Raw genomic sequence first — 18,242 nt, 5'->3', positions numbered from 1 at the left:
CTAATTTTCTATGTCTGGTGCAGAGGGCTTACGGGCGGGATAACGTCTTGGGCTATTCTGCGGGTCAATTTTCGGCGAGTGTCGATCTAAAAGGCCCCTGAGTCAATAGGGGCCATGGGATATATTAGTAGGCCTGAGGCCTAGGCCTCGTCTTCCTCGAAGATCGCCTCTATGGGCAGTTGAAACAGCCTGGCGATCTTAAAGGCCAGTGGCAGGCTGGGATCATACTTGCCCTTCTCGATGGCATTGATGGTCTGGCGTGATACATCCAGCAGTCCTGCCAGGTCGGCCTGGGTCCAGTTGCGCTCGGCGCGCAGGGGTTTTAGACGGTTCTTCATCTGTAGCTCAGTCTCCCGAAGATGATCCCCAGCATATAGGTGAGCGCCAGCAACACCACCAGATAGGCCGCCTTGAGATCCGGCAGCAAGTCTGCCAGATCCAGAATCGAGTAGAGGGAGAAGCCAATGATACTGACACCGACGGCCAAGGCCAGGGCATCTAGCTGTATCTTGCGCTCCATCTCATCGAGCTGGCGCAGGAAGCGTTTGAAGGCTAACAGCATCCAGATGCCGATGGCGCCATGGAGGATGAAGCAGCTTACCACGACCCAGGTGCTGGCCAGATAGCCTTGGTGGGCAAGGAAGGAGGTGCCGCCCAGGCTGAGCGCCCACAGCAGGGCGAGCAGGTTCACCCGGTTAGCATTTTGAATATCCCTTGACGGTAGCCCTCTGGAGCAGATGGCGTCGATGATCTGTTTCATGTGCAGTTCCTCTGGTTTGCTAAAAATGTCAAACACCCTTTACATAACAAGTTAGGCTAAAAAAGAACCAAGGTCAAGTATGCTTTACATAAAGTTTGGTTTATTTGACTTTTAAATGGTAGGAAATGGCGCTGAGACTGGACGAGCTTGGAGAGGATAGTATTGTTCGGGGGGGCATCCAAATGGACGATGGCAGGTATTTAACAGCAGTTAGCCAGGTGCCAACGGCACCCGGCCAAGAGACTATCAGCCCGTTATTCGGCCTTGGTGTATTTATCCAAGATCACCGCGCAGGCCGCATCGCCAGTGATGTTGAGCGAGGTGCGGATCATGTCAAACACTCTGTCCAGGGCGAACAGTAGCGGCAGGCCATCGATAGGGATGCCCGCGGCCAGCAGCACGGCCACCACAAGGAAGGAGGGGCCTGGTACGCCGGCCTGACCTATGGCGCCCAGGGTCGAGGTGAAGATGATTGCCATGTAGGCGCCCAGGCTGAGATCTATGCCGTACATCTGGGCAAAGAAGATGGCCACCAGGCCGTAGTAGATGGCGTTACCGCTCATGTTGATGGTGGCGCCTAGGGGCAGCACGAAGGAGGCGGTGGGTTTAGAGACGCCCAGCTCCTCCTCACAGGTTTCCATGTTCACAGGCAGGGTGGCCATTGAGGAGGCGGTAGAAAGTGCCATCACCTGAGGCTTCTTCATGACGCTGATGAACTTCTTGGCGCTGACGTTGGAGAACAACTGCACCAGCAGCGGGAAGAAGAGGAAGCCAAACAGCAAGATGCCGAGGACAAACACGGCGAACAGTTTAAAGACCACCTCTAGCGCGTCGAAGCCGAAGGTGCCCACAGAATCTGCCATCAGGCCAAATACGCCGATAGGCGCGATCACCATGACACAGTTGATCATCCAGACGAAGGCATCGACTATGGTGTTGAGGGCCGCCAGGATTGGCTTGCTGCCTTCTCCTTTCACCTTGGTGAGGGCGATGCCGAAGAAGATGCTAAAGACCAAGATCTGCAGGATGTTGCCGCCGGTCAGTGACTCGAACACATTGGTGGGGATCATACCGATAAAGGTATCCATCACGCCGGGAAGGGCGCCATGCTCTTCGGTCACCTTCATCAGGCCACTGGCGCTGTGGGCGGTGAAATCGACTCCGTTACCGGGCTGGAACAGCGATCCCAGCAGGAGTGCCAAGGCGACGGCTACGCCCGAGGTGATGATGAAGAAGCCGAAGGTGCCTATGCCTATTTTTCCAGCAGAGGGGCTGTCACCCAGGCTGGCGGCGCCCGAGATGATGGAGACCAGCACCAAAGGGATAACCAGCATCTTGATCAGGTGGATGAATATGGTGCCCAGCGGTGCAAACATGCTGGCCTGCTCACCCATGATAAAACCGACGGCGGCGCCGATAATCATGGCGATCACCACCTGCACCCCGATATTGCCTAATAGCCTACTTGTCTTGGTTTTCACCTTTGCCTCGTCTTGTCGTCAGTTATGCTTTTGAAATGAGTATAGTCTTGCAGGCGCGCAGCGTAGCACGGGCGAGGAGAAGAGTCTGTGAATTAAGGCTTGCCCTGAGGATAAAGCCCAAGTGCTGAACATAAGTGCTTAACATAAGCACTGAGTATAAGTATCGGGCCTAAGTATTGGGTGCGAGCGGCGGGCTTTGTGGAGAGTTAAGCCGCTTTTTTGGTAAAACGGCGTGTCTTGGCTGGACTGTTGGGGAAAAGAAAGAGGATGGCATTCACCATCCTCTTTTTATGTAGCTGACTTGGCTTGCTCTCGCTTTGCCAATAAGCCCTAACTCTTAAGGTTATTGCCCCTTGACGATCGTCTCCAGGTGTTTGTAGAAGCGTTGGTTGAAGTTGTCTTCATTGCCGTCGAAGCTGATGCTGAGGTAATCGCCGAGCTTGCCGCTGTAGTCGGTGGCCTCGTAGATACTGACTTCGATGAGCTTATCGCCTTGGATCAGATAGTTATCGACAGAGACAAATTCGGCATAGGCGGCTGGCAGGTCTATCTGCTTCAGACGCAGAACAGGCTCATCGCTTGGGCTGGTGCTCAGCGACCATTGATAAGTCGTGACCTCTCCTGTGATGTTGAGCTTGATGGTTTTGTTCTCTTCATCGACCACTACATCGTCTGGGTAGAAGGCTGGCCAGAAGAGGCGAGCGACATCCGCCGTGGTCAAGAGCTCTGGATCTTGATGGCTCGGCATGGGCCAGGTGGCGAACTCACCCCGTACACGGCACATCACGTCATCTGCCTGTTTTCCACGGTAGCGGTACACCTGGCTTGGCCAGTTGAGTTCGGCCAGCTTGAGTGCCGGTGGCGTGGTGCTGAGAATGGCCTGCCACTCCTCACCAGTGCCTGAGTATTTAGTGAATTCGATTGTGATGGGTACCGAGGTGCCACTGTACACAGTCTGGAGTGTGTTGTTTTCGTACTTAATTTCGGGCGGCTGATAGTCTTTGTCGCCTTCGATAACCCAATGTTTTAGCTCTTTGTTCCAACATTCCTCAGGTGTATCAGTTCCGTCGCGATCATCGAATATCCGACCATTGACTTTGCCCTCGACGATAGAACCTACGAAGGTGAGATCGGGCGTGCCATAGGTGAGGGTAAAGAGGCTCCGTAGTGTGGCGGGGGCCAGGGTGAAGTTGCTATGCAGCTGGTCGTCCTCAAGGAAGTGGCTGTTGATCACCTGCCAGTCGGCGTCCGACATGATCTTCGCATCTATGGGGGCCTCGATATACTCTTCGGCGATCAGCGCATTGTTGACCAGGAAGCGCACCGCCATGGGGTCGCTGGCTAAATAATCCTCGGTGCTCATGCCACTCTCTTCTACCAGGGTCTTTAGCTGGTCTCGGATGGTTGACATGATGTCATCCACGGCCAGTACATCGCTGAGCTGCTCGCCGATCAGGGCTTCGAGGTGACGGTGCAGTCGGTAGGTGTCGATAAATTCAGGAGTGAGGGATTGCTCGGTGCTCAGTTTATAGGGATTTCCGTCGCGCTCGTAGATAGTCAGCAATAGAGCGGCTAACAGAGTACGCTGGGTCGCGATATCAAGGGAGGTGGTACCGGCGGCGCGCATGCGGGCGACGCGCTGATACTCCAGATGAGTCATAGGGTTGATCTCACCGCCGTGTTCCTGCAGGGCAACCAACTTGCCGACTCCCTCCATGGAGATCACGGCCTGGCTACTAGCGGATCCGGCTGCCGTATTTGAGGTATTGGCATTTAGAGAGTCCGGGCGAAAAGCTGCTTTGAGCAGGGCTGGCTTGCTGCTGGCCTCTGCTGCCTGTTGCCAGTTGGCGATCAGATCATAGACGGGCATCTCGACATCGCTGCTCCAGTCTATTTGGTATTTACCCTCGGCATCTGCAATGGCACTTGGCTCATCGCTATCACAGCTGGCATTTTGGTTGAGATCCACACAGACCTCGGCGCCGGCTACTGCGCCCTGGTACACCACAGTGCCGACAACACTATGGTCGAAACTCGTGGGAGGCGGCGTGCCGCCGTCGGTTGGGGTATCTGAATCATTATTGGAGCCGCCGCAGGCACTGAGTAGGCAGGTACCGAGCAGCAGAGAGCTAAGGTGAGTTAAACGCATATTTGTGTCCTTACAAATATTAACAATGAAAAGGACCCGACAACGACAACTTAGCCGAGGTCCAATACGGCTGAAAGGACATTATCTATGGCTTTGATTAAATTACCATTACCCGATCGGGTAGGTTGGAAGGCGGGACTTGCTGAGCGTTAGGCAATAAAAAATGGCCCCGAAGGGCCATTTTAAATATTGTCATCAGACCCAGGGCTTAAGCCTTAGGGCCAGCCTGTTTGATGGCGTCAGACACGTCGTACTTAGTGAAGTTCGCGGCAAACTCTTCGGCCAGCTGCTGAGCATACTTGTCATACTCTGCCTTATCGGCCCAGGTGTTGACCGGGTTAAGCAGCTTGGCATCCACGCCAGACACAGCCACTGGTACGTCAAGGTTCAGCTTGTCGATGTGAACCGTTTCCACATCCTTCAGCTCGCCGCTGACGATGGCATCGACGATGGCGCGGGTCGTTGGGATATCGAATCGCTTACCTACGCCGTGTGGACCACCGGTCCAGCCTGTGTTGACCAGGTAAACCTGGCTACCGAATGACTCGATACGCTTCATCAGCAACTCGGCGTAAACGCCAGCAGGACGTGGGAAGAATGGTGCGCCGAAACAGGTCGAGAAGGTCGACTGAATCGCAGAGGTCGAGCCCATCTCGGTCGAACCCACCTTTGCCGTGTAACCAGAGAGGAAGTGGTAGGCCGCCTGCTCTTTGCTGAGCTTAGACACAGGTGGCAGCACGCCAGACACGTCACAGGTCAGGAAGACGACGGCATTTGGCTCGGCGCCACGGTTCTCTTCCTTACGCTGAGCGATGTGCTCCAGTGGGTAGGCCGCGCGGCTGTTCTCGGTCAGCTCTGTGTTGCTGTAGTCAGGGATACGTTGCTCGTCTAGAGTGACGTTTTCCAGTACGGTACCGAAACGGATCGCGTCCCAGATAACTGGCTCGTTCTTCTGACTCAGATCGATACACTTGGCGTAGCAGCCGCCTTCGATATTGAATACGCCGCCCGGTGCCCAGCCATGCTCGTCGTCGCCGATAAGGAAACGCTTAGGATCTGCTGACAGTGTGGTCTTGCCCGTGCCAGACAGGCCGAAGAATAGGGTGGTGTCGCCTTCGCTGCCGACGTTGGCCGAGCAGTGCATTGGCAGTACGCCTTTGGCAGGCAGCAGGAAATTCTGCACAGAGAACATAGACTTCTTCATCTCGCCGGCGTACTTCAGGCCAGCCAGTAGTACCTTGCGATCGGCAAAGTTGATGATGACGGTGGCGTCTGAGTTGGTGCCATCGCGAGCAGGATCGCACTCGAAACCCGGTGCATTCATGATCTGCCATACAGGCTTGTTGGCGACGTTAAACTGCTCAGGCACGATAAACAGGTTACGGGCAAAGAGCTGATGCCAGGCGGTTTCAGTTTTAACTTCAATGGGTTGGTAGTGCTCTGGGTCGGCACCCACTTCCAGCTCAGAAACGAAAGTTTCTTTGTCGGCCAGGTAAGTTGCGACGCGATCCCAAAGGGCGTTAAAGGCATCCATGGCGAACGGCTTGTTGACCGAACCCCAATCGATATCATTTTCGCTGCTCGCTTCTTTCACGATAAAGCGGTCGTTCGGTGAACGCCCAGTACGCTCGCCGGTTTTTGCCACTAATGCACCATTCGCCGTTAGCTCTCCTTCGCCGCGTGCGAGTGCAAACTCAACTAGTTGTGCCGTAGAGGGATTTTTATGAGTTTGCTTAGATCCATCCGCCATCTGTAAGGTCTCCATCATTCGAGTAGGGTTGGCCGGTCTATGCCAGCTTGTTTTTGTTTTATCTGCATGATAGGCAGAGGCCCGATTGTAACTTAAGCGGAATTGAATGTGTGAGGAAGATCGCGAAAATCGTGAAAAAAAGAGGATGCGCACAGGCATCCTCTATTAATCATGAATTTAAGCCGATGATTTACTGCTGGGTATCGGCCTTAGGGGCGTTTTTGAATAGCGCCTCGATATCGATAGAATCGAAGCTGTAGCTGCTGTTGCAGTATTCGCAGCCCATCTCGATCTTGCCCTGTTCGGCTAGGATGGCATCTAGCTCCTCTTTGGCTACCGTCTTCAGTGCCTGACCGCTACGCTCACGAGAGCAGGTACAGGAGAAGGTGACTTCGATAGGATCGAACAGGCGAACCTCTTCCTGGTGATACAGACGGTGCAATACTTCTGTTGCCTCGAGCTCGAATAGCTCTTCGGCCTTGATGGTGCTGGTCAGTTGCTCGAGATGTTCGAACTCTTCGTTGTGCTCGTCCTCGCCCGGTAGAACCTGTAGCAACATGCCGGCGGCCTGCTTGCCGTTGGCAAACAAGCGGATGGCGGTAGGCAGCTGCTCAGATTGCAGGAAGTATTGCTCCAGGCACTCGGCCAGAGTTTCCTTCTCCAGCGCCACTACGCCTTGATAACGCTCGCCGTTGTTCGGGGTCAGGGTGATCACCATGTGGCCCTGGCCCATCAGTTGTTGCAGACTGGCCTCTTTGGCGACTTCGCCTTCCCAGCGCGCGACGCCACGCAGCTGCTGCAGGTTGTTGCCATTGATCACCGCCAGGGATACCGGGCCGTTGCCCTGTACCTGTACGCTGATGTCGCCATCAAATTTCAGTGTGGCGGTGAGTAAAGAGGTGGCCGCCATCAGCTCGCCCAGCAGACGGGCAATGGCCTCAGGGTAGGTGTGGGCCGACAAGATCTCCTGATAGCTCTTCTCTAGCTGTACGATTTGTCCGCGCACATCGGCGTTGTCGAATAGGTAACGGTTTAAGATATCTTTACTCATTTGTGTCTCACAGTTAGCTTTCTTTAAAGCGTATTAGTTGGCGACGCTGTTTCTTGTCTGGCTTGGTATCCGGCGCGGGATTGTTGAGCACATTCAAGCGTCTTGCCTCGGCATAGGTCTCGCGTTTAGCTATGCTTTCTGGCGTCTCTTCATATAAGGTTTGGGCGACCACCGCCTTCTGGCGTTGCTCGGATAATTTTTTTATGACGATCTCTTTTTCGTCATATCCTTGTCGTAATCTAATCACGGCGTCGACTTCGGCCAGCTTGCTCGACTTAGTGCGCTGGCCATTGTAGTGCACCTTACCGCCGTTGATCATCTCTTTGGCGATTGCACGCGTCTTATAGAAGCGGGCGGCCCACAGCCACTTGTCGAGCCGAACGCCAAGCTCTTTCTCTGAGGTCATGGTGATCAGGTCTCCTTAGGTGTATAAAGATGTGCAAGCTCACAGGCTGAAAAAATAGTCCATACTTGTCGTTAGCCAACAGATGAGATAGCGACAGACCTCACACCCTTTTTAGGCGCGTAAAGTTAGCATAAATCGGCTCTATAGGCCAATAAAGAGACTGTTATGGGCTTGTTGCGATTAGCTGTGTAGGTTAGCATGAGCCACAGCTAGGAAATTATCATAATCAGATTAGAGGCCTGCAAAGAGGGTCCACAATAATATGGATTTATTAGACAAAGTAATATCTAAGGCCTCTGCCGTGCCGCAGAAGCCTCTGAGTTCGGCCGTATTCTGGCTCGGTTTGATTACCGCTATCTATCTTTTGGCGCAGATCACATGGAAGTTGGTGCCCGTCGCAGAAACCCCACAAAAATGGCAGGCGACCCCTGTCTCCAGCAGCCAGTCATCGTCTCAGGTGAATGTCTCTACGCTGCAGGAATTAGCCCTCTTCGGTAAGGCGGATCCTAATTCGGATAAGCCTAAGCCCGTGGTGGAAGAGAAGATCACCGATGCCCCTAAGACCTCGCTGTCGATTCAGTTGACCGGCGTGGTGGCCTCGACTGCAGAGCAGCATGGGCTGGCGGTGATCGAATCCAGCGGCAGTCAGAACACCTATAGCCTGGGCGACAAGATCAAGGGTACCTCGGCCTCGCTTAAAGAGGTGTATGCCGATCGCATCATCATCTCCAACAGTGGTCGCTACGAGACCCTGATGCTCGACGGCCTCAAGTATGAGACCCAGGGCGCCGCCAATAGCCAGTTGCAGGAGGCACGTTCCTCTCGCGACGTGCGCACCATAGACAAGCGTAGCAACAGCGCCGTCTCTAAAGAGCTGGAAGAGTCGCGCGACGCCCTGCTGGAAGACCCCAGCAAGATCACCGATTACCTTGCCATCTCACCGGTCAATGTCGGCGGCGAGCTGCAGGGATATCGCCTGAATCCGGGCAAGGACAGACAATTATTTGAACAGGCTGGCTTTAAGGCCAACGATTTAGCAAAATCAATGAACGGCTATGATCTGACTGATATGAGCCAAGCATTGGAAGTGATGGCGCAGTTGCCAGAATTGACCGAAATTTCTCTGATGGTTGAAAGAGAGGGTCAGCTGGTTGAGATCATGTTTAGTTTGCCGCAATAAAAAGGGTTAGGGGAAGTCATTAATGAACAACAAGAAAATACGCCGCAATCTTATCGCGAGCGTCGTGATGGGCGCCTCGCTGTTAGCGCCACAAGTGGCGTGGTCGGAACAATACGCGGCTAATTTCAAGGGCACTGACATTCAGGAATTTATCAACATAGTTGGTAAGAACCTGAACCGGACTATCATCGTCGACCCTACCGTACGCGGCAAGATCAACGTACGCAGTTACGATCTGCTCAACGACGAGCAGTATTATCAGTTCTTCCTTAATGTGTTGCAGGTCTATGGCTACGCCGTGGTCGAGATGGACAACAACATCATCAAGGTGATCAAGGACAAAGACGCCAAGACCTCGGCGATCCGCGTCGCCGACGACAGCACCCCAGGCCTTGGCGATGAGATGGTGACCCGCATCGTCGCGCTCTATAACACAGAGGCGAAACAGCTTGCCCCCTTGCTGCGTCAGCTAAACGACAATGCTGGTGGCGGTAACGTGGTCAACTATGACCCGTCTAACGTATTGATGATCTCCGGCCGTGCGGCCGTGGTGAATAAGCTGGTGGAAATTGTCCGCCGCGTCGATAAGCAGGGCGATACCGAGGTACAGGTCGTGCCGCTGGAATATGCCTCTGCCGGCGAGATGGTGCGCATTATCGACACCCTGTATCGCGCCAGCGCCAACCAATCACAGCTACCGGGTCAGGCGCCTAAGGTGGTTGCCGACGAACGTACCAACGCCGTGATCGTCAGCGGTGACGAGAAGAGCCGTCAGCGCGTAGTGGCCCTGATTAAGAAATTGGATGCCGAGCAGGCGACCACGGGCAATACCAAGGTGCGTTACCTGCGTTATGCCAAGGCCGAAGACTTAGTGGAAGTGCTGACCGGCTTTGCCGAGAAGCTGGCCAAAGATCAGGAGGGCGGTCAGGCCCAGGGCGGTCGCAGCAAGCGCCGCAATGAAATTAACATCATGGCTCACCCAGACACCAATGCACTGGTGATCAGCGCCGAGCCAGATCAGATGCGCACCCTTGAGAGTGTCATCAACCAGTTAGATATACGCCGCGCGCAAGTATTGGTGGAAGCCATTATCGTCGAGGTCGCCGAGGGTGACGATGTCGGCTTTGGCGTGCAGTGGGCCACAGAGGCCGGTGGCGGTACTCAGTTTAATAACCTAGGCCCCACCATCGGTGAGATCGGTGCCGGTATCTGGCAGGCACAAGATCAGAAAGCATCGCAAACATGTTCGGGGTCAGGTGACAATCAGACCTGTACCAAGAATCCGGATACCAAAGGTGACATCACCCTGCTGGCCCAGGCGCTGGGCAAGGTCAACGGTATGGCCTGGGGCGTGGCCATGGGTGACTTCGGCGCCCTGATCCAGGCGGTATCGAGCGATACCAAGTCGAACGTGCTGGCAACCCCTTCTATCACTACTCTGGATAACCAGGAAGCCTCCTTCATCGTGGGTGATGAGGTGCCTGTGCTGACAGGTAGCCAAAACTCCAGCAATGGTAACAGCAACCCCTTCCAGACGGTTGAGCGTAAGGAAGTGGGCGTGAAGTTAAAGGTTGTGCCACAGATCAACGAAGGCACTACGGTTAAGCTCACCATCGAGCAGGAAGTCTCAGGCATCAATGGTAAGACTGGGGTCGACGTGACCTTTGCCACTCGTCGTCTGACCACTACCGTGATGGCCGATTCAGGCCAGATCGTGGTGCTGGGTGGTCTGATCAACGAAGAGGTGCAGGAGAGCGTGCAGAAGGTGCCTTTCCTCGGTGACATCCCTATTTTAGGTCACCTGTTTAAGTCCTCTTCTAGCGGTAAGAAGAAGAAAAACCTCATGGTCTTCATCAAGCCGACCATCATACGCGATGGCGTGACCATGGAAGGCATTGCCGGTCGTAAGTACAACTACTTCCGTGCCCTGCAGCTCGAGCAGCAGGAACGTGGCGTGAACCTGATGCCAAATACCAGCGTGCCTATCCTGGAAGAGTGGAATCAGGCAGAGTACCTACCGCCCGAAGTTAACGAAGTACTGCAGCGTTATAAGGATCGCAAGGGGTTAGATACCAAGATGCGTGAAACCGATCCAGCGCTGAAACAGATTAACGAAAACAAGCAGCAAGATAAGCAAGATGAGTGATATCCAAGCCGCGCAAAACGAGGAACTGGCCCAGGTAACGAGTGAACTCGGGCTAGCCTCGGAGGCCGAATCCGATGAGGTATTTCACTCAAGCAGCCGGGATCGTCTGCCCTTCGCCTTCGCCCACAGATTCGAGTTGGTGCTGGAGAAGGACGACGAAGCCGGATTAACCCTGTACCACACAGTCAACACGCCTATCGACGCTATGTTGGAGGTGCGCCGTTACACAGGAAAAGAGCTGGCACTGGCGCAGCTGGAGCCCTCTGTGTTCGAGGCCAAGCTGACTCAGGTCTATCAGGCCAACTCTTCCGAGGCGCAGCAGCTGATGGAAGATATCGGCAACGAGATGGATCTGTTTACCCTGGCCGAGGAGCTGCCACAGACAGAGGATCTGCTTGAGGGTGACGACGATGCACCTATCATCAAGCTGATCAACGCGCTCCTGTCCGAGGCGATCAAAGAGGAAGCCTCGGATATCCATATCGAGACCTACGAGAAGCAGCTGGTGGTGCGTTTCCGCGTCGACGGCGTGCTCAAAGAGGTGCTCAAGCCCAATCGTAAGCTCTCCTCGCTATTGGTTTCGCGTATCAAGGTAATGGCGCGTCTGGATATCGCCGAGAAGCGGGTGCCGCAAGATGGCCGCATCTCGCTGCGTATCGCAGGTCGAGCGGTGGACGTGCGTGTCTCGACCATGCCTTCCAGCCACGGCGAGCGCGTGGTGCTGCGTCTGCTGGATAAGAATGCCGGCAACCTGGATCTGAAACAGCTGGGGATGACAGATGAGATACGTCATCAGTTCGACGAACTGATCCGTAAGCCCCATGGCATCATCCTGGTTACAGGTCCTACGGGTTCGGGTAAGAGTACCACCCTGTATGCGGGTCTGACCGAGATCAATGCCATCGACACCAACATTCTGACCGTCGAAGACCCGATTGAATATGAACTGCCTGGCATAGGCCAGACTCAGGTCAATACCAAGGTCGACATGACCTTCGCCCGTGGTCTGAGGGCCATACTGCGTCAAGACCCGGATGTGGTGATGATAGGTGAGATCCGTGACCTGGAAACCGCGCAGATCGCGGTGCAGGCGTCGCTAACGGGCCACCTGGTTATCTCCACCCTGCACACCAATACCGCCTCGGGCGCTATCACGCGTCTGCAGGACATGGGCGTCGAGCCCTTCCTGGTTTCCTCGAGTCTGCTCGGGGTGCTGGCGCAGCGTCTGATCCGTACTCTGTGCCCTAGTTGTAAGACAGAGCACACGCCGGACCTGCGTGAGCGCGAGCTGCTCGGGATCAGCGAAGACGATCCACGCACCATCTACCGGGCAACTGGCTGTTCGGCCTGTGGCCACAATGGCTACCGTGGCCGTACCGGTATCCACGAGCTGCTGCTGGTGGACGACTATGTACGCGAGTTGATCCACACGGGTCGCGGCGAGCTGGCCATCGAGAAGCATATTCGTAAGACGGTACCTAGCATTCGCCATGACGGCATGATCAAAGTCCTCGCCGGGGTGACTACGCTGGAAGAAGTGCTGCGCGTCACTCGCGAGGAGTAGCCATGCCAGCATTTGAGTACAAGGCGTTAAACGCCCAGGGCAAACAGCAGAAAGGGGTTGTCGAGGCCGACACGGCTCGTCATGCCAGGGGGCAACTGCGCGAGCTGCGTCTGATGCCGCTGGAGATCACCCCAGTGGTCGAGAAGGAAGCCAAGGCAAAGAGCGGCGGTTTCAGCTTCAAGCGTGGCATCTCGGTCGCCGAGCTGGCGCTGATCACCCGTCAGATCGCCACCCTGGTGGCCGCCGGCCTGCCGGTGGAAGAGGCCCTCAAGGCCGTGGGGCAGCAGTGTGAAAAGGATCGTCTCGCCAGCATGGTGATGGCGGTGCGCTCTCGCGTGGTCGAGGGTTACAGTCTGGCCGACTCCATGGCCGAATTCCCCCATATCTTCGACGATCTCTACCGGGCCATGGTTGCCTCGGGCGAGAAATCGGGTCATCTCGAGGTGGTGCTTAACCGCCTCGCCGACTATACCGAGCGTCGTCAGCAGCTCAAGGGCAAGATGACCCAGGCGATGATCTATCCTATCGTTTTGACCCTGGTCGCCATCAGCGTGATCGCCATCCTGCTGGCCGCCGTGGTGCCTCAGGTGGTGGGGCAGTTCGAACATATGGGCCAGAAACTGCCCTGGACAACACAGTTTTTGATCGCCTCATCGGATTTTGTTCGCGACTATGGCCTGATCGTCATAGGCGTCATCATCGCCCTGGTGGTGGGCGCCAAGCAGCTGCTGCGCAGCGCGGCCAACCGGATGAAATACGATAGCGCAATATTAAAGATGCCGGTTGTCGGCCGGGTGAGTAAGGGCTTGAATACGGCGCGTTTTGCGCGCACCCTGAGTATCCTTACTGCCAGTTCGGTTCCTCTGCTCGATGCCATGCGTATCGCCAGTGAGGTCTTGATGAATGTCCGGGTACGGGCGGCGGTCGAGGAGGCCACCGCCAGGGTACGTGAAGGTACTAGCTTAGGCGCGGCGCTCGCCAATACTAAACTTTTTCCCCCAATGATGCTCTATATGATCACCTCGGGTGAAAAGAGTGGTCAGCTGGAGCAGATGCTTGAGCGCGCCGCCGACAACCAAGACAGAGAATTTGAGTCTAACGTCAACATCGCCCTTGGGGTGTTCGAGCCCATGCTGGTGGTCAGCATGGCGGCCGTGGTGCTGTTTATCGTCCTGGCGATTCTGCAGCCGATCTTAGAACTCAACAACATGATTAGTGGTTAACGCCCAAGCGTTTATCACCAACTGCCGTCCTAGCCGCAGATGTTAGGGCATTTTTTATAGAGGAAGTATTAATGCAAGCAAGAAACAAGCAAAAAGGTTTTACCCTACTGGAAGTTATGGTGGTTATCGTTATCTTAGGGATCCTTGCTTCTATGGTTGTGCCTAACCTTATGGGCAACAAAGATAAAGCCGACATCCAAAAGGCGGTATCTGACATTGTTGCACTGGAAAATGCCTTGGACATGTATCGTCTGGACAACAGCGTCTATCCGACAACAGAGCAGGGCCTCGAAGCCCTAGTACAGAAGCCGACTATCTCACCCGAGCCCCGTAACTACCGCGCCGACGGCTATGTGAAGCGTCTGCCACAGGACCCATGGCGTAACGATTACCTGCTACTGAGCCCAGGCGAGCAGGGTAAGATCGATATCTTCAGTGCCGGTCCTGACGGTCAGCCGGGTACCGAAGACGATATCGGTAACTGGAATCTGCAAGATTTCCAATAAGCCTTAAGACGAGTCTGTTTATGCGTGGCGTCCGCCAATTCGGTTTCACCCTGCTAGAGGTCCTGCTGGTCGTCTTGCTGATGGGATTGGCTGCCGCCGCGGTGACTTATACCACGAGCGGCTCCGACCAACACAAGGCGCTGGAGCGTACGGCGCGCCAGTTTATGGCGGCTACCGAGCTGGTGTTGGATGAGACCATACTTAGCGGCCACTTTATCGGCATAGTTATCGATAAGCAGCGCTACGAGTTTGTCGTCTACGATGAGGGCAAATGGAAGCCACTGCAGCAAGATCGTCTGCTGGCGGCCAAAGAGATGGATCCCGGTGTCGAGATGCATCTGGTGCTCGACGGTCTGCCTCTGACCCAGGAAGATGAAGAAGATGATGAATCCTGGTTCGATGAGCCGCTCATCGAGCGTAGCGAAGATGAGAAGAAAAAATTTCCCGAACCTCAGGTGCTGCTGTTTCCCAGCGGCGAGATGAGCGTCTTCGAGCTGACCTTCGTCGGTAAAGATGAGCGTGGCCAGGAGATCGAGGCCCTGGTGGTTGGCGATGCCTTAGGCCGCCTGACCCTGGGCAGAAAGGATGGATTCGATGAGTAAGCGCAGGCTTAGCTTGAATCTCAAGGGCAGACGCCGCAGCGCCGGCATGACCCTGCTCGAGGTGATCGTGGCCCTCATGGTATTTGCCATCGCCGCCGTCTCCATCACCAAGAGTCTGGGTGAGCAGATGGCCAACATGCCGATCCTCGAGGAGCGCACCCTGGCTCAGTGGGTGGCGAGCAACCAGATGGTGGATGCCCGGCTGGAGAAGAAATTCCCGGATCTCGGCCGTAAAGACGGCAGCGTCGAACTGGCGGGAAAAGAGTGGTATTGGCGCAAAGAGGTGGTGAAAACCACAGATGATAATTTTCGAATGATACGCATCAGTGTCAGTGACGATGAGCGCTATAAACGTATCATCGCCCAAGTGAGCAGTTATGTGCTTAAGCAAGACTAAGCGGGCACAGGGCTTTACCCTGCTGGAGATGCTGATCGCCATCGCCATCTTTGCCATGCTGGGGCTGGCGGCGAATGCCGTGCTCAGCACAGTAATGAAAAACGATGAGGTCACCGCCGAGTTTGCCCAGCGACTCAAGTCGTTGCAACAGGGCTTCGGTGCCCTGGAGCGGGATTTTGGCCAGATGGTGGCCCGTACTCCGCGTCTGTTAGAAGGCGGGCGTGGCTCGACCGTGATTCAGACCGGCAAAGATCTGTTCGATTCAGAGTCTGAGGCCATCGTCTTCTACCGTATCGGCTGGTTGAATCCTGACGGGCTCTTGCCCAGAGGCAGCCTGCAGTCGGTGGCCTATGTGGTACAGGAAAACAACCTGGAGCGTTGGTATTTTCCCTATCCCGAGCCGGAGTTTGGCGCCGAGCCGATTAAGACTGTGGTGATTAAAAACGTCCTGTCGGTGGAGTATTCCTTCTATGTCGAGGACAAATGGCAGCGTAAGTTTGATGCCACTAGCCTGCCCAAGGCGATCGCTATGGAAATTGAGGTGGAAGGCCTGGGTAAGGTACAGCGCAAGTTCCTGTTACCTTTGGGCGCTATGCTGAGTGAAAATGGCTCGGGCAACAATAACGGTAATAACAACGGCAACAATAACGGCAATAACAACGGCAGCAATAACGGTAATAACGGTGGCAACAACTCCGGCGGCAACAGCGACGGAGGTAAAGATGGCGGTTCCGGTGGCAAGGAAGATGACGATGAATAGCTTGCCAGGAAAGCAGCGTGGGGTCGCGCTGATCGTCGTCTTGTTGATCGTGGCCATGATCGCCATCATAGCCACCAACATCAACAGCCGTAACCAGATCTCTGTGCGCCGCACCATCAACCTGGCGCAGTACGATCAGGCCTATTGGTATGCGATCTCGGCCGAAGAGTTGGCCAAGAAGGTGTTGAAACAAGATTTGGACGATGCCGATGAGGGCAAGGTGCATCGTCAGCAATATTGGGCCCAGGCCGATGTGGTGTTTCCCGCCGAGCAAGGTGAGATAGGCGGTCGTATCAGCGATCTGCAGGCCTGTTTTAACCTAAACGCCCTGGCGATCGAGACCACAGAGGTGGAAAACGGCCAGCCCAAGCTGCCGCTGGCAGCGGTACAATTTAAGGGGCTGTTGGTGGCGCTGGGGATGGATGACTTCTCCGCCGAGCGCCTGACCCATACGCTGAAAGATTATATCGATGAGGATACGGTCGCCAGCCCGTTCGGCGCCGAAGATGCCGACTATGAGTCGCGCACCGTGCCTTACCGGGCGGCTAACACCCTGATGAGCCATCGCAGCGAGCTGCGGGCGGTGATCGGCTTCAGCCAGGAGGTCTACCTCAAGTTGGCGCCTTATATCTGCGTCATCCCCGGCTATGACCGCCAGGTGCTGAACGTCAACACCATAGAGGTGGAGCAGGCGGCGCTGCTGGCGGGCATGTTTGATAATAAGATCAGCGTGGGCGAGGCCGAAAGCATCATCAATCAGCGCCCGGGTGACGGCTATGACAGCCTGGATGACTTCTGGTCTAATGGTTCTATCTCAGGGCTGCGCCAGGACAAAAATCTGGAATCGAGCTTTAGCCTTAAGAGTCAGTATTTTCTGCTGGAGGCGGGCGCTAAGGTTGATAGCGCCACCTTTAGGATGCAAAGTGTATTACGTGTGGGCGGTAACAACCAGCTGGACGTCTTGACCCGTCAATATGGCGGCCAAAAATAATCACTTAGGTGAGCAGCGCTCGTCTAGGCTAATAAAAGGACAAGCTCATCGAGAGCAACTTAATGAGACTTGTGGAGAAAGACATTGAGTGAAAGATTATTTATCCGATTAGGAAGAAGCGCGGAGCAGAGCTGCTCTTGGCTGGTATGGTCGGAGCAAGAGCAGGAGATCATCGCCTCGGGAGAGCTGAGCGACGCCCAGGGGCTGTCGACCCTGACCGAGCGTGCCGGCAACCGTCCGGTGGATATTCTGGTGCCCGCCTCAGCCATTACCCTCACCTCGGTGCAGCTACCGGAGAAGGGCCAGCGTCAGGCGCTTAAGGCCCTGCCTTTCATGCTTGAAGAGACTCTGGCCGAGAATGTCGATGAACTGCATTTTGTCCCCGGCCCCCGCAATGGCGAGTCTCTGAGTGTTGCCGTGGTGGCCCACGAGCAGATGCAGACTTGGCTCTCCTGGTTAAGCGAAGCCGGTATCAAGGCGCGTCAACTGGTGCCCGACTGTCTGGCGCTGCCGCTACAGGAATGCCAGTGGGCGGCAATGAAATTTGGCCCGGATTACCTGCTGCGTACCAGCACGGGTAGCGGCGTCAGCCTGGATGCCAGCTGGTTCCAGGCCGCTCTGCCAAGACTCGCCGAGGCCCAGGAAGAGACGCCAATCACTTTGGCCAGCTACAGCGATCTGGATATTCAAGGGGTCGAGGTCAAGCCTCAGCCGCTGGATCTGCCCATGTTGGTGTTGGCCAAGGGGATCCTCAATGCGCCACTAAACCTGCTCAGCGGTATCTATACCCCTAAGCGCGAATACAGCAAGCATCTGCTGCTATGGCGTAACGCCGCCATCGTCATCCTGGTGGCCCTGGTGTTGGCCCTGGTCAACAAGGGACTCAATATTCATCAGCTGAACGTCGAGCGTGAAGGCCTGCAGCAGCAGACGGGCGAGATTTTCAAACAGGTGATGGGTAGCTCGCGCATGGTGAACGTGCGCTCGCAGATGGAGAGTCAGCTACGCACCTTGCAAGGCGCTGGCGGCGGCATGGCCTTCTTCACCATGCTCGACGATCTTGCCGTTGGTTTCGATAAGGTGCCTGAGCTCAAGCCGACCAGTCTGCGTTTCGACGGCGGCCGTAACGAGCTGCGTATGCAGATCACCGCCAAGAGCTACGCCCAGATCGAACAGTTTAAGGAGCTGATCTCGCCTCACTTCCAGGTGGATTCTGGCGCCATGAACAGCGGCGAAGATGAAGTGACCAGTACCTTAACCCTGAGGAGCAAGTAAG

Annotated in this window: 17 protein-coding genes; 10 read left to right on the top strand and 7 right to left on the bottom strand. The window is 55.3% G+C overall.

Annotation, left to right across the window (positions count from 1 at the left end; genetic code table 11):
- Nucleotides 1-140: 140 nt before the first annotated feature.
- The 7 genes from K0I31_RS18840 to hslR all read right to left on the bottom strand — a co-directional run bounded on the left by K0I31_RS18840 (nt 141) and on the right by hslR (nt 7,597).
- On the bottom strand, nt 141-338 hold the full coding sequence (locus K0I31_RS18840; protein ID WP_011867421.1) for a helix-turn-helix transcriptional regulator: 198 nt from the start codon (nt 336-338) through the stop codon (nt 141-143).
- Entirely contained in the window at nt 335-760 is a 426-nt protein-coding gene (locus tag K0I31_RS18835) for a hypothetical protein (protein WP_011867420.1), read from the bottom strand. The genes K0I31_RS18840 and K0I31_RS18835 overlap by 4 nt, the downstream gene beginning before the upstream one ends.
- Nucleotides 761-1,014: 254 nt before the next feature.
- Nucleotides 1,015-2,241 (bottom strand): dicarboxylate/amino acid:cation symporter, encoded by a 1,227-nt coding sequence (locus tag K0I31_RS18830; protein ID WP_220043635.1) that lies wholly within the window; start codon nt 2,239-2,241, stop codon nt 1,015-1,017.
- Nucleotides 2,242-2,584: 343 nt separating this feature from the next.
- Nucleotides 2,585-4,390 (bottom strand): hypothetical protein, encoded by a 1,806-nt coding sequence (locus K0I31_RS18825; RefSeq protein ID WP_220079360.1) that lies wholly within the window; start codon nt 4,388-4,390, stop codon nt 2,585-2,587.
- 208 nt (nt 4,391-4,598) lie between these two features.
- Nucleotides 4,599-6,140, bottom strand: coding sequence for a phosphoenolpyruvate carboxykinase (locus tag K0I31_RS18820; protein WP_220079359.1), 1,542 nt, complete (start codon nt 6,138-6,140; stop codon nt 4,599-4,601).
- Between the two features lie 190 nt (nt 6,141-6,330).
- Nucleotides 6,331-7,191 (bottom strand): Hsp33 family molecular chaperone HslO, encoded by an 861-nt coding sequence (gene hslO / locus K0I31_RS18815; protein ID WP_144201420.1) that lies wholly within the window; start codon nt 7,189-7,191, stop codon nt 6,331-6,333.
- 13 nt (nt 7,192-7,204) lie between these two features.
- Complete coding sequence (hslR, locus tag K0I31_RS18810; RefSeq protein WP_011867415.1) at nt 7,205-7,597, bottom strand: ribosome-associated heat shock protein Hsp15; 393 nt, start codon at nt 7,595-7,597, stop codon at nt 7,205-7,207.
- 262 nt (nt 7,598-7,859) lie between these two features.
- Here hslR and gspC point away from each other — a divergent pair, with 262 nt between their 5' ends.
- From gspC to gspL, 10 genes are all read left to right on the top strand, one after another.
- Complete coding sequence (gspC, locus tag K0I31_RS18805) at nt 7,860-8,777, top strand: type II secretion system protein GspC (protein ID WP_220043631.1); 918 nt, start codon at nt 7,860-7,862, stop codon at nt 8,775-8,777.
- Between the two features lie 22 nt (nt 8,778-8,799).
- Nucleotides 8,800-10,923, top strand: coding sequence for a type II secretion system secretin GspD (gspD, locus tag K0I31_RS18800; RefSeq protein WP_220043630.1), 2,124 nt, complete (start codon nt 8,800-8,802; stop codon nt 10,921-10,923).
- Nucleotides 10,916-12,487, top strand: coding sequence for a type II secretion system ATPase GspE (gene gspE / locus K0I31_RS18795; protein WP_258406533.1), 1,572 nt, complete (start codon nt 10,916-10,918; stop codon nt 12,485-12,487). The genes gspD and gspE overlap by 8 nt, the downstream gene beginning before the upstream one ends.
- Before the next feature lie 2 nt (nt 12,488-12,489).
- Nucleotides 12,490-13,710, top strand: coding sequence for a type II secretion system inner membrane protein GspF (gspF, locus tag K0I31_RS18790; protein WP_220079358.1), 1,221 nt, complete (start codon nt 12,490-12,492; stop codon nt 13,708-13,710).
- A gap of 71 nt (nt 13,711-13,781) precedes the next feature.
- Nucleotides 13,782-14,216: a type II secretion system major pseudopilin GspG gene (gene gspG / locus K0I31_RS18785; protein ID WP_011867410.1), complete on the top strand. Its 435-nt coding sequence runs from the start codon at nt 13,782-13,784 to the stop codon at nt 14,214-14,216.
- 20 nt (nt 14,217-14,236) lie between these two features.
- On the top strand, nt 14,237-14,818 hold the full coding sequence (gene gspH, locus K0I31_RS18780) for a type II secretion system minor pseudopilin GspH (RefSeq protein ID WP_220079357.1): 582 nt from the start codon (nt 14,237-14,239) through the stop codon (nt 14,816-14,818).
- A complete protein-coding gene (gene gspI / locus K0I31_RS18775; RefSeq protein WP_220079356.1) occupies nt 14,811-15,215 on the top strand; it encodes a type II secretion system minor pseudopilin GspI in 405 nt (134 codons plus the stop codon). The genes gspH and gspI overlap by 8 nt, the downstream gene beginning before the upstream one ends.
- Nucleotides 15,196-15,975, top strand: coding sequence for a type II secretion system minor pseudopilin GspJ (gene gspJ / locus K0I31_RS18770; protein ID WP_011867407.1), 780 nt, complete (start codon nt 15,196-15,198; stop codon nt 15,973-15,975). Before gspI ends, gspJ begins: the two co-directional genes overlap by 20 nt.
- Complete coding sequence (gspK, locus tag K0I31_RS18765; protein WP_220079355.1) at nt 15,968-16,966, top strand: type II secretion system minor pseudopilin GspK; 999 nt, start codon at nt 15,968-15,970, stop codon at nt 16,964-16,966. Before gspJ ends, gspK begins: the two co-directional genes overlap by 8 nt.
- A gap of 84 nt (nt 16,967-17,050) precedes the next feature.
- Nucleotides 17,051-18,241: a type II secretion system protein GspL gene (gspL, locus tag K0I31_RS18760; RefSeq protein WP_011867405.1), complete on the top strand. Its 1,191-nt coding sequence runs from the start codon at nt 17,051-17,053 to the stop codon at nt 18,239-18,241.
- Nucleotide 18,242 lies beyond the last annotated feature (1 nt).

This window comes from Shewanella spartinae (genome assembly GCF_019457555.1).
In the GTDB taxonomy this organism is placed as follows: Bacteria; Pseudomonadota; Gammaproteobacteria; order Enterobacterales; family Shewanellaceae; genus Shewanella; species Shewanella loihica.
This window is presented reverse-complemented; position numbering and strand designations above follow the sequence as displayed.

Excerpts from the sequence above, each read along its gene's own strand:
- K0I31_RS18840 (WP_011867421.1), bottom strand. The coding sequence starts at position 338 with ATGAAGAACCGTCTAAAACCCCTGCGCGCCGAGCGCAACTGGACCCAG.
- K0I31_RS18835 (WP_011867420.1), bottom strand. The coding sequence starts at position 760 with ATGAAACAGATCATCGACGCCATCTGCTCCAGAGGGCTACCGTCAAGG.
- K0I31_RS18825 (WP_220079360.1), bottom strand. The coding sequence starts at position 4,390 with ATGCGTTTAACTCACCTTAGCTCTCTGCTGCTCGGTACCTGCCTACTC.
- K0I31_RS18820 (WP_220079359.1), bottom strand. The coding sequence starts at position 6,140 with ATGGCGGATGGATCTAAGCAAACTCATAAAAATCCCTCTACGGCACAA.
- hslO (WP_144201420.1), bottom strand. The coding sequence starts at position 7,191 with ATGAGTAAAGATATCTTAAACCGTTACCTATTCGACAACGCCGATGTG.
- hslR (WP_011867415.1), bottom strand. The coding sequence starts at position 7,597 with ATGACCTCAGAGAAAGAGCTTGGCGTTCGGCTCGACAAGTGGCTGTGG.
- gspC (WP_220043631.1), top strand. The coding sequence starts at position 7,860 with ATGGATTTATTAGACAAAGTAATATCTAAGGCCTCTGCCGTGCCGCAG.
- gspD (WP_220043630.1), top strand. The coding sequence starts at position 8,800 with ATGAACAACAAGAAAATACGCCGCAATCTTATCGCGAGCGTCGTGATG.
- gspE (WP_258406533.1), top strand. The coding sequence starts at position 10,916 with ATGAGTGATATCCAAGCCGCGCAAAACGAGGAACTGGCCCAGGTAACG.
- gspF (WP_220079358.1), top strand. The coding sequence starts at position 12,490 with ATGCCAGCATTTGAGTACAAGGCGTTAAACGCCCAGGGCAAACAGCAG.
- gspG (WP_011867410.1), top strand. The coding sequence starts at position 13,782 with ATGCAAGCAAGAAACAAGCAAAAAGGTTTTACCCTACTGGAAGTTATG.
- gspH (WP_220079357.1), top strand. The coding sequence starts at position 14,237 with ATGCGTGGCGTCCGCCAATTCGGTTTCACCCTGCTAGAGGTCCTGCTG.
- gspI (WP_220079356.1), top strand. The coding sequence starts at position 14,811 with ATGAGTAAGCGCAGGCTTAGCTTGAATCTCAAGGGCAGACGCCGCAGC.
- gspJ (WP_011867407.1), top strand. The coding sequence starts at position 15,196 with ATGTGCTTAAGCAAGACTAAGCGGGCACAGGGCTTTACCCTGCTGGAG.
- gspK (WP_220079355.1), top strand. The coding sequence starts at position 15,968 with ATGAATAGCTTGCCAGGAAAGCAGCGTGGGGTCGCGCTGATCGTCGTC.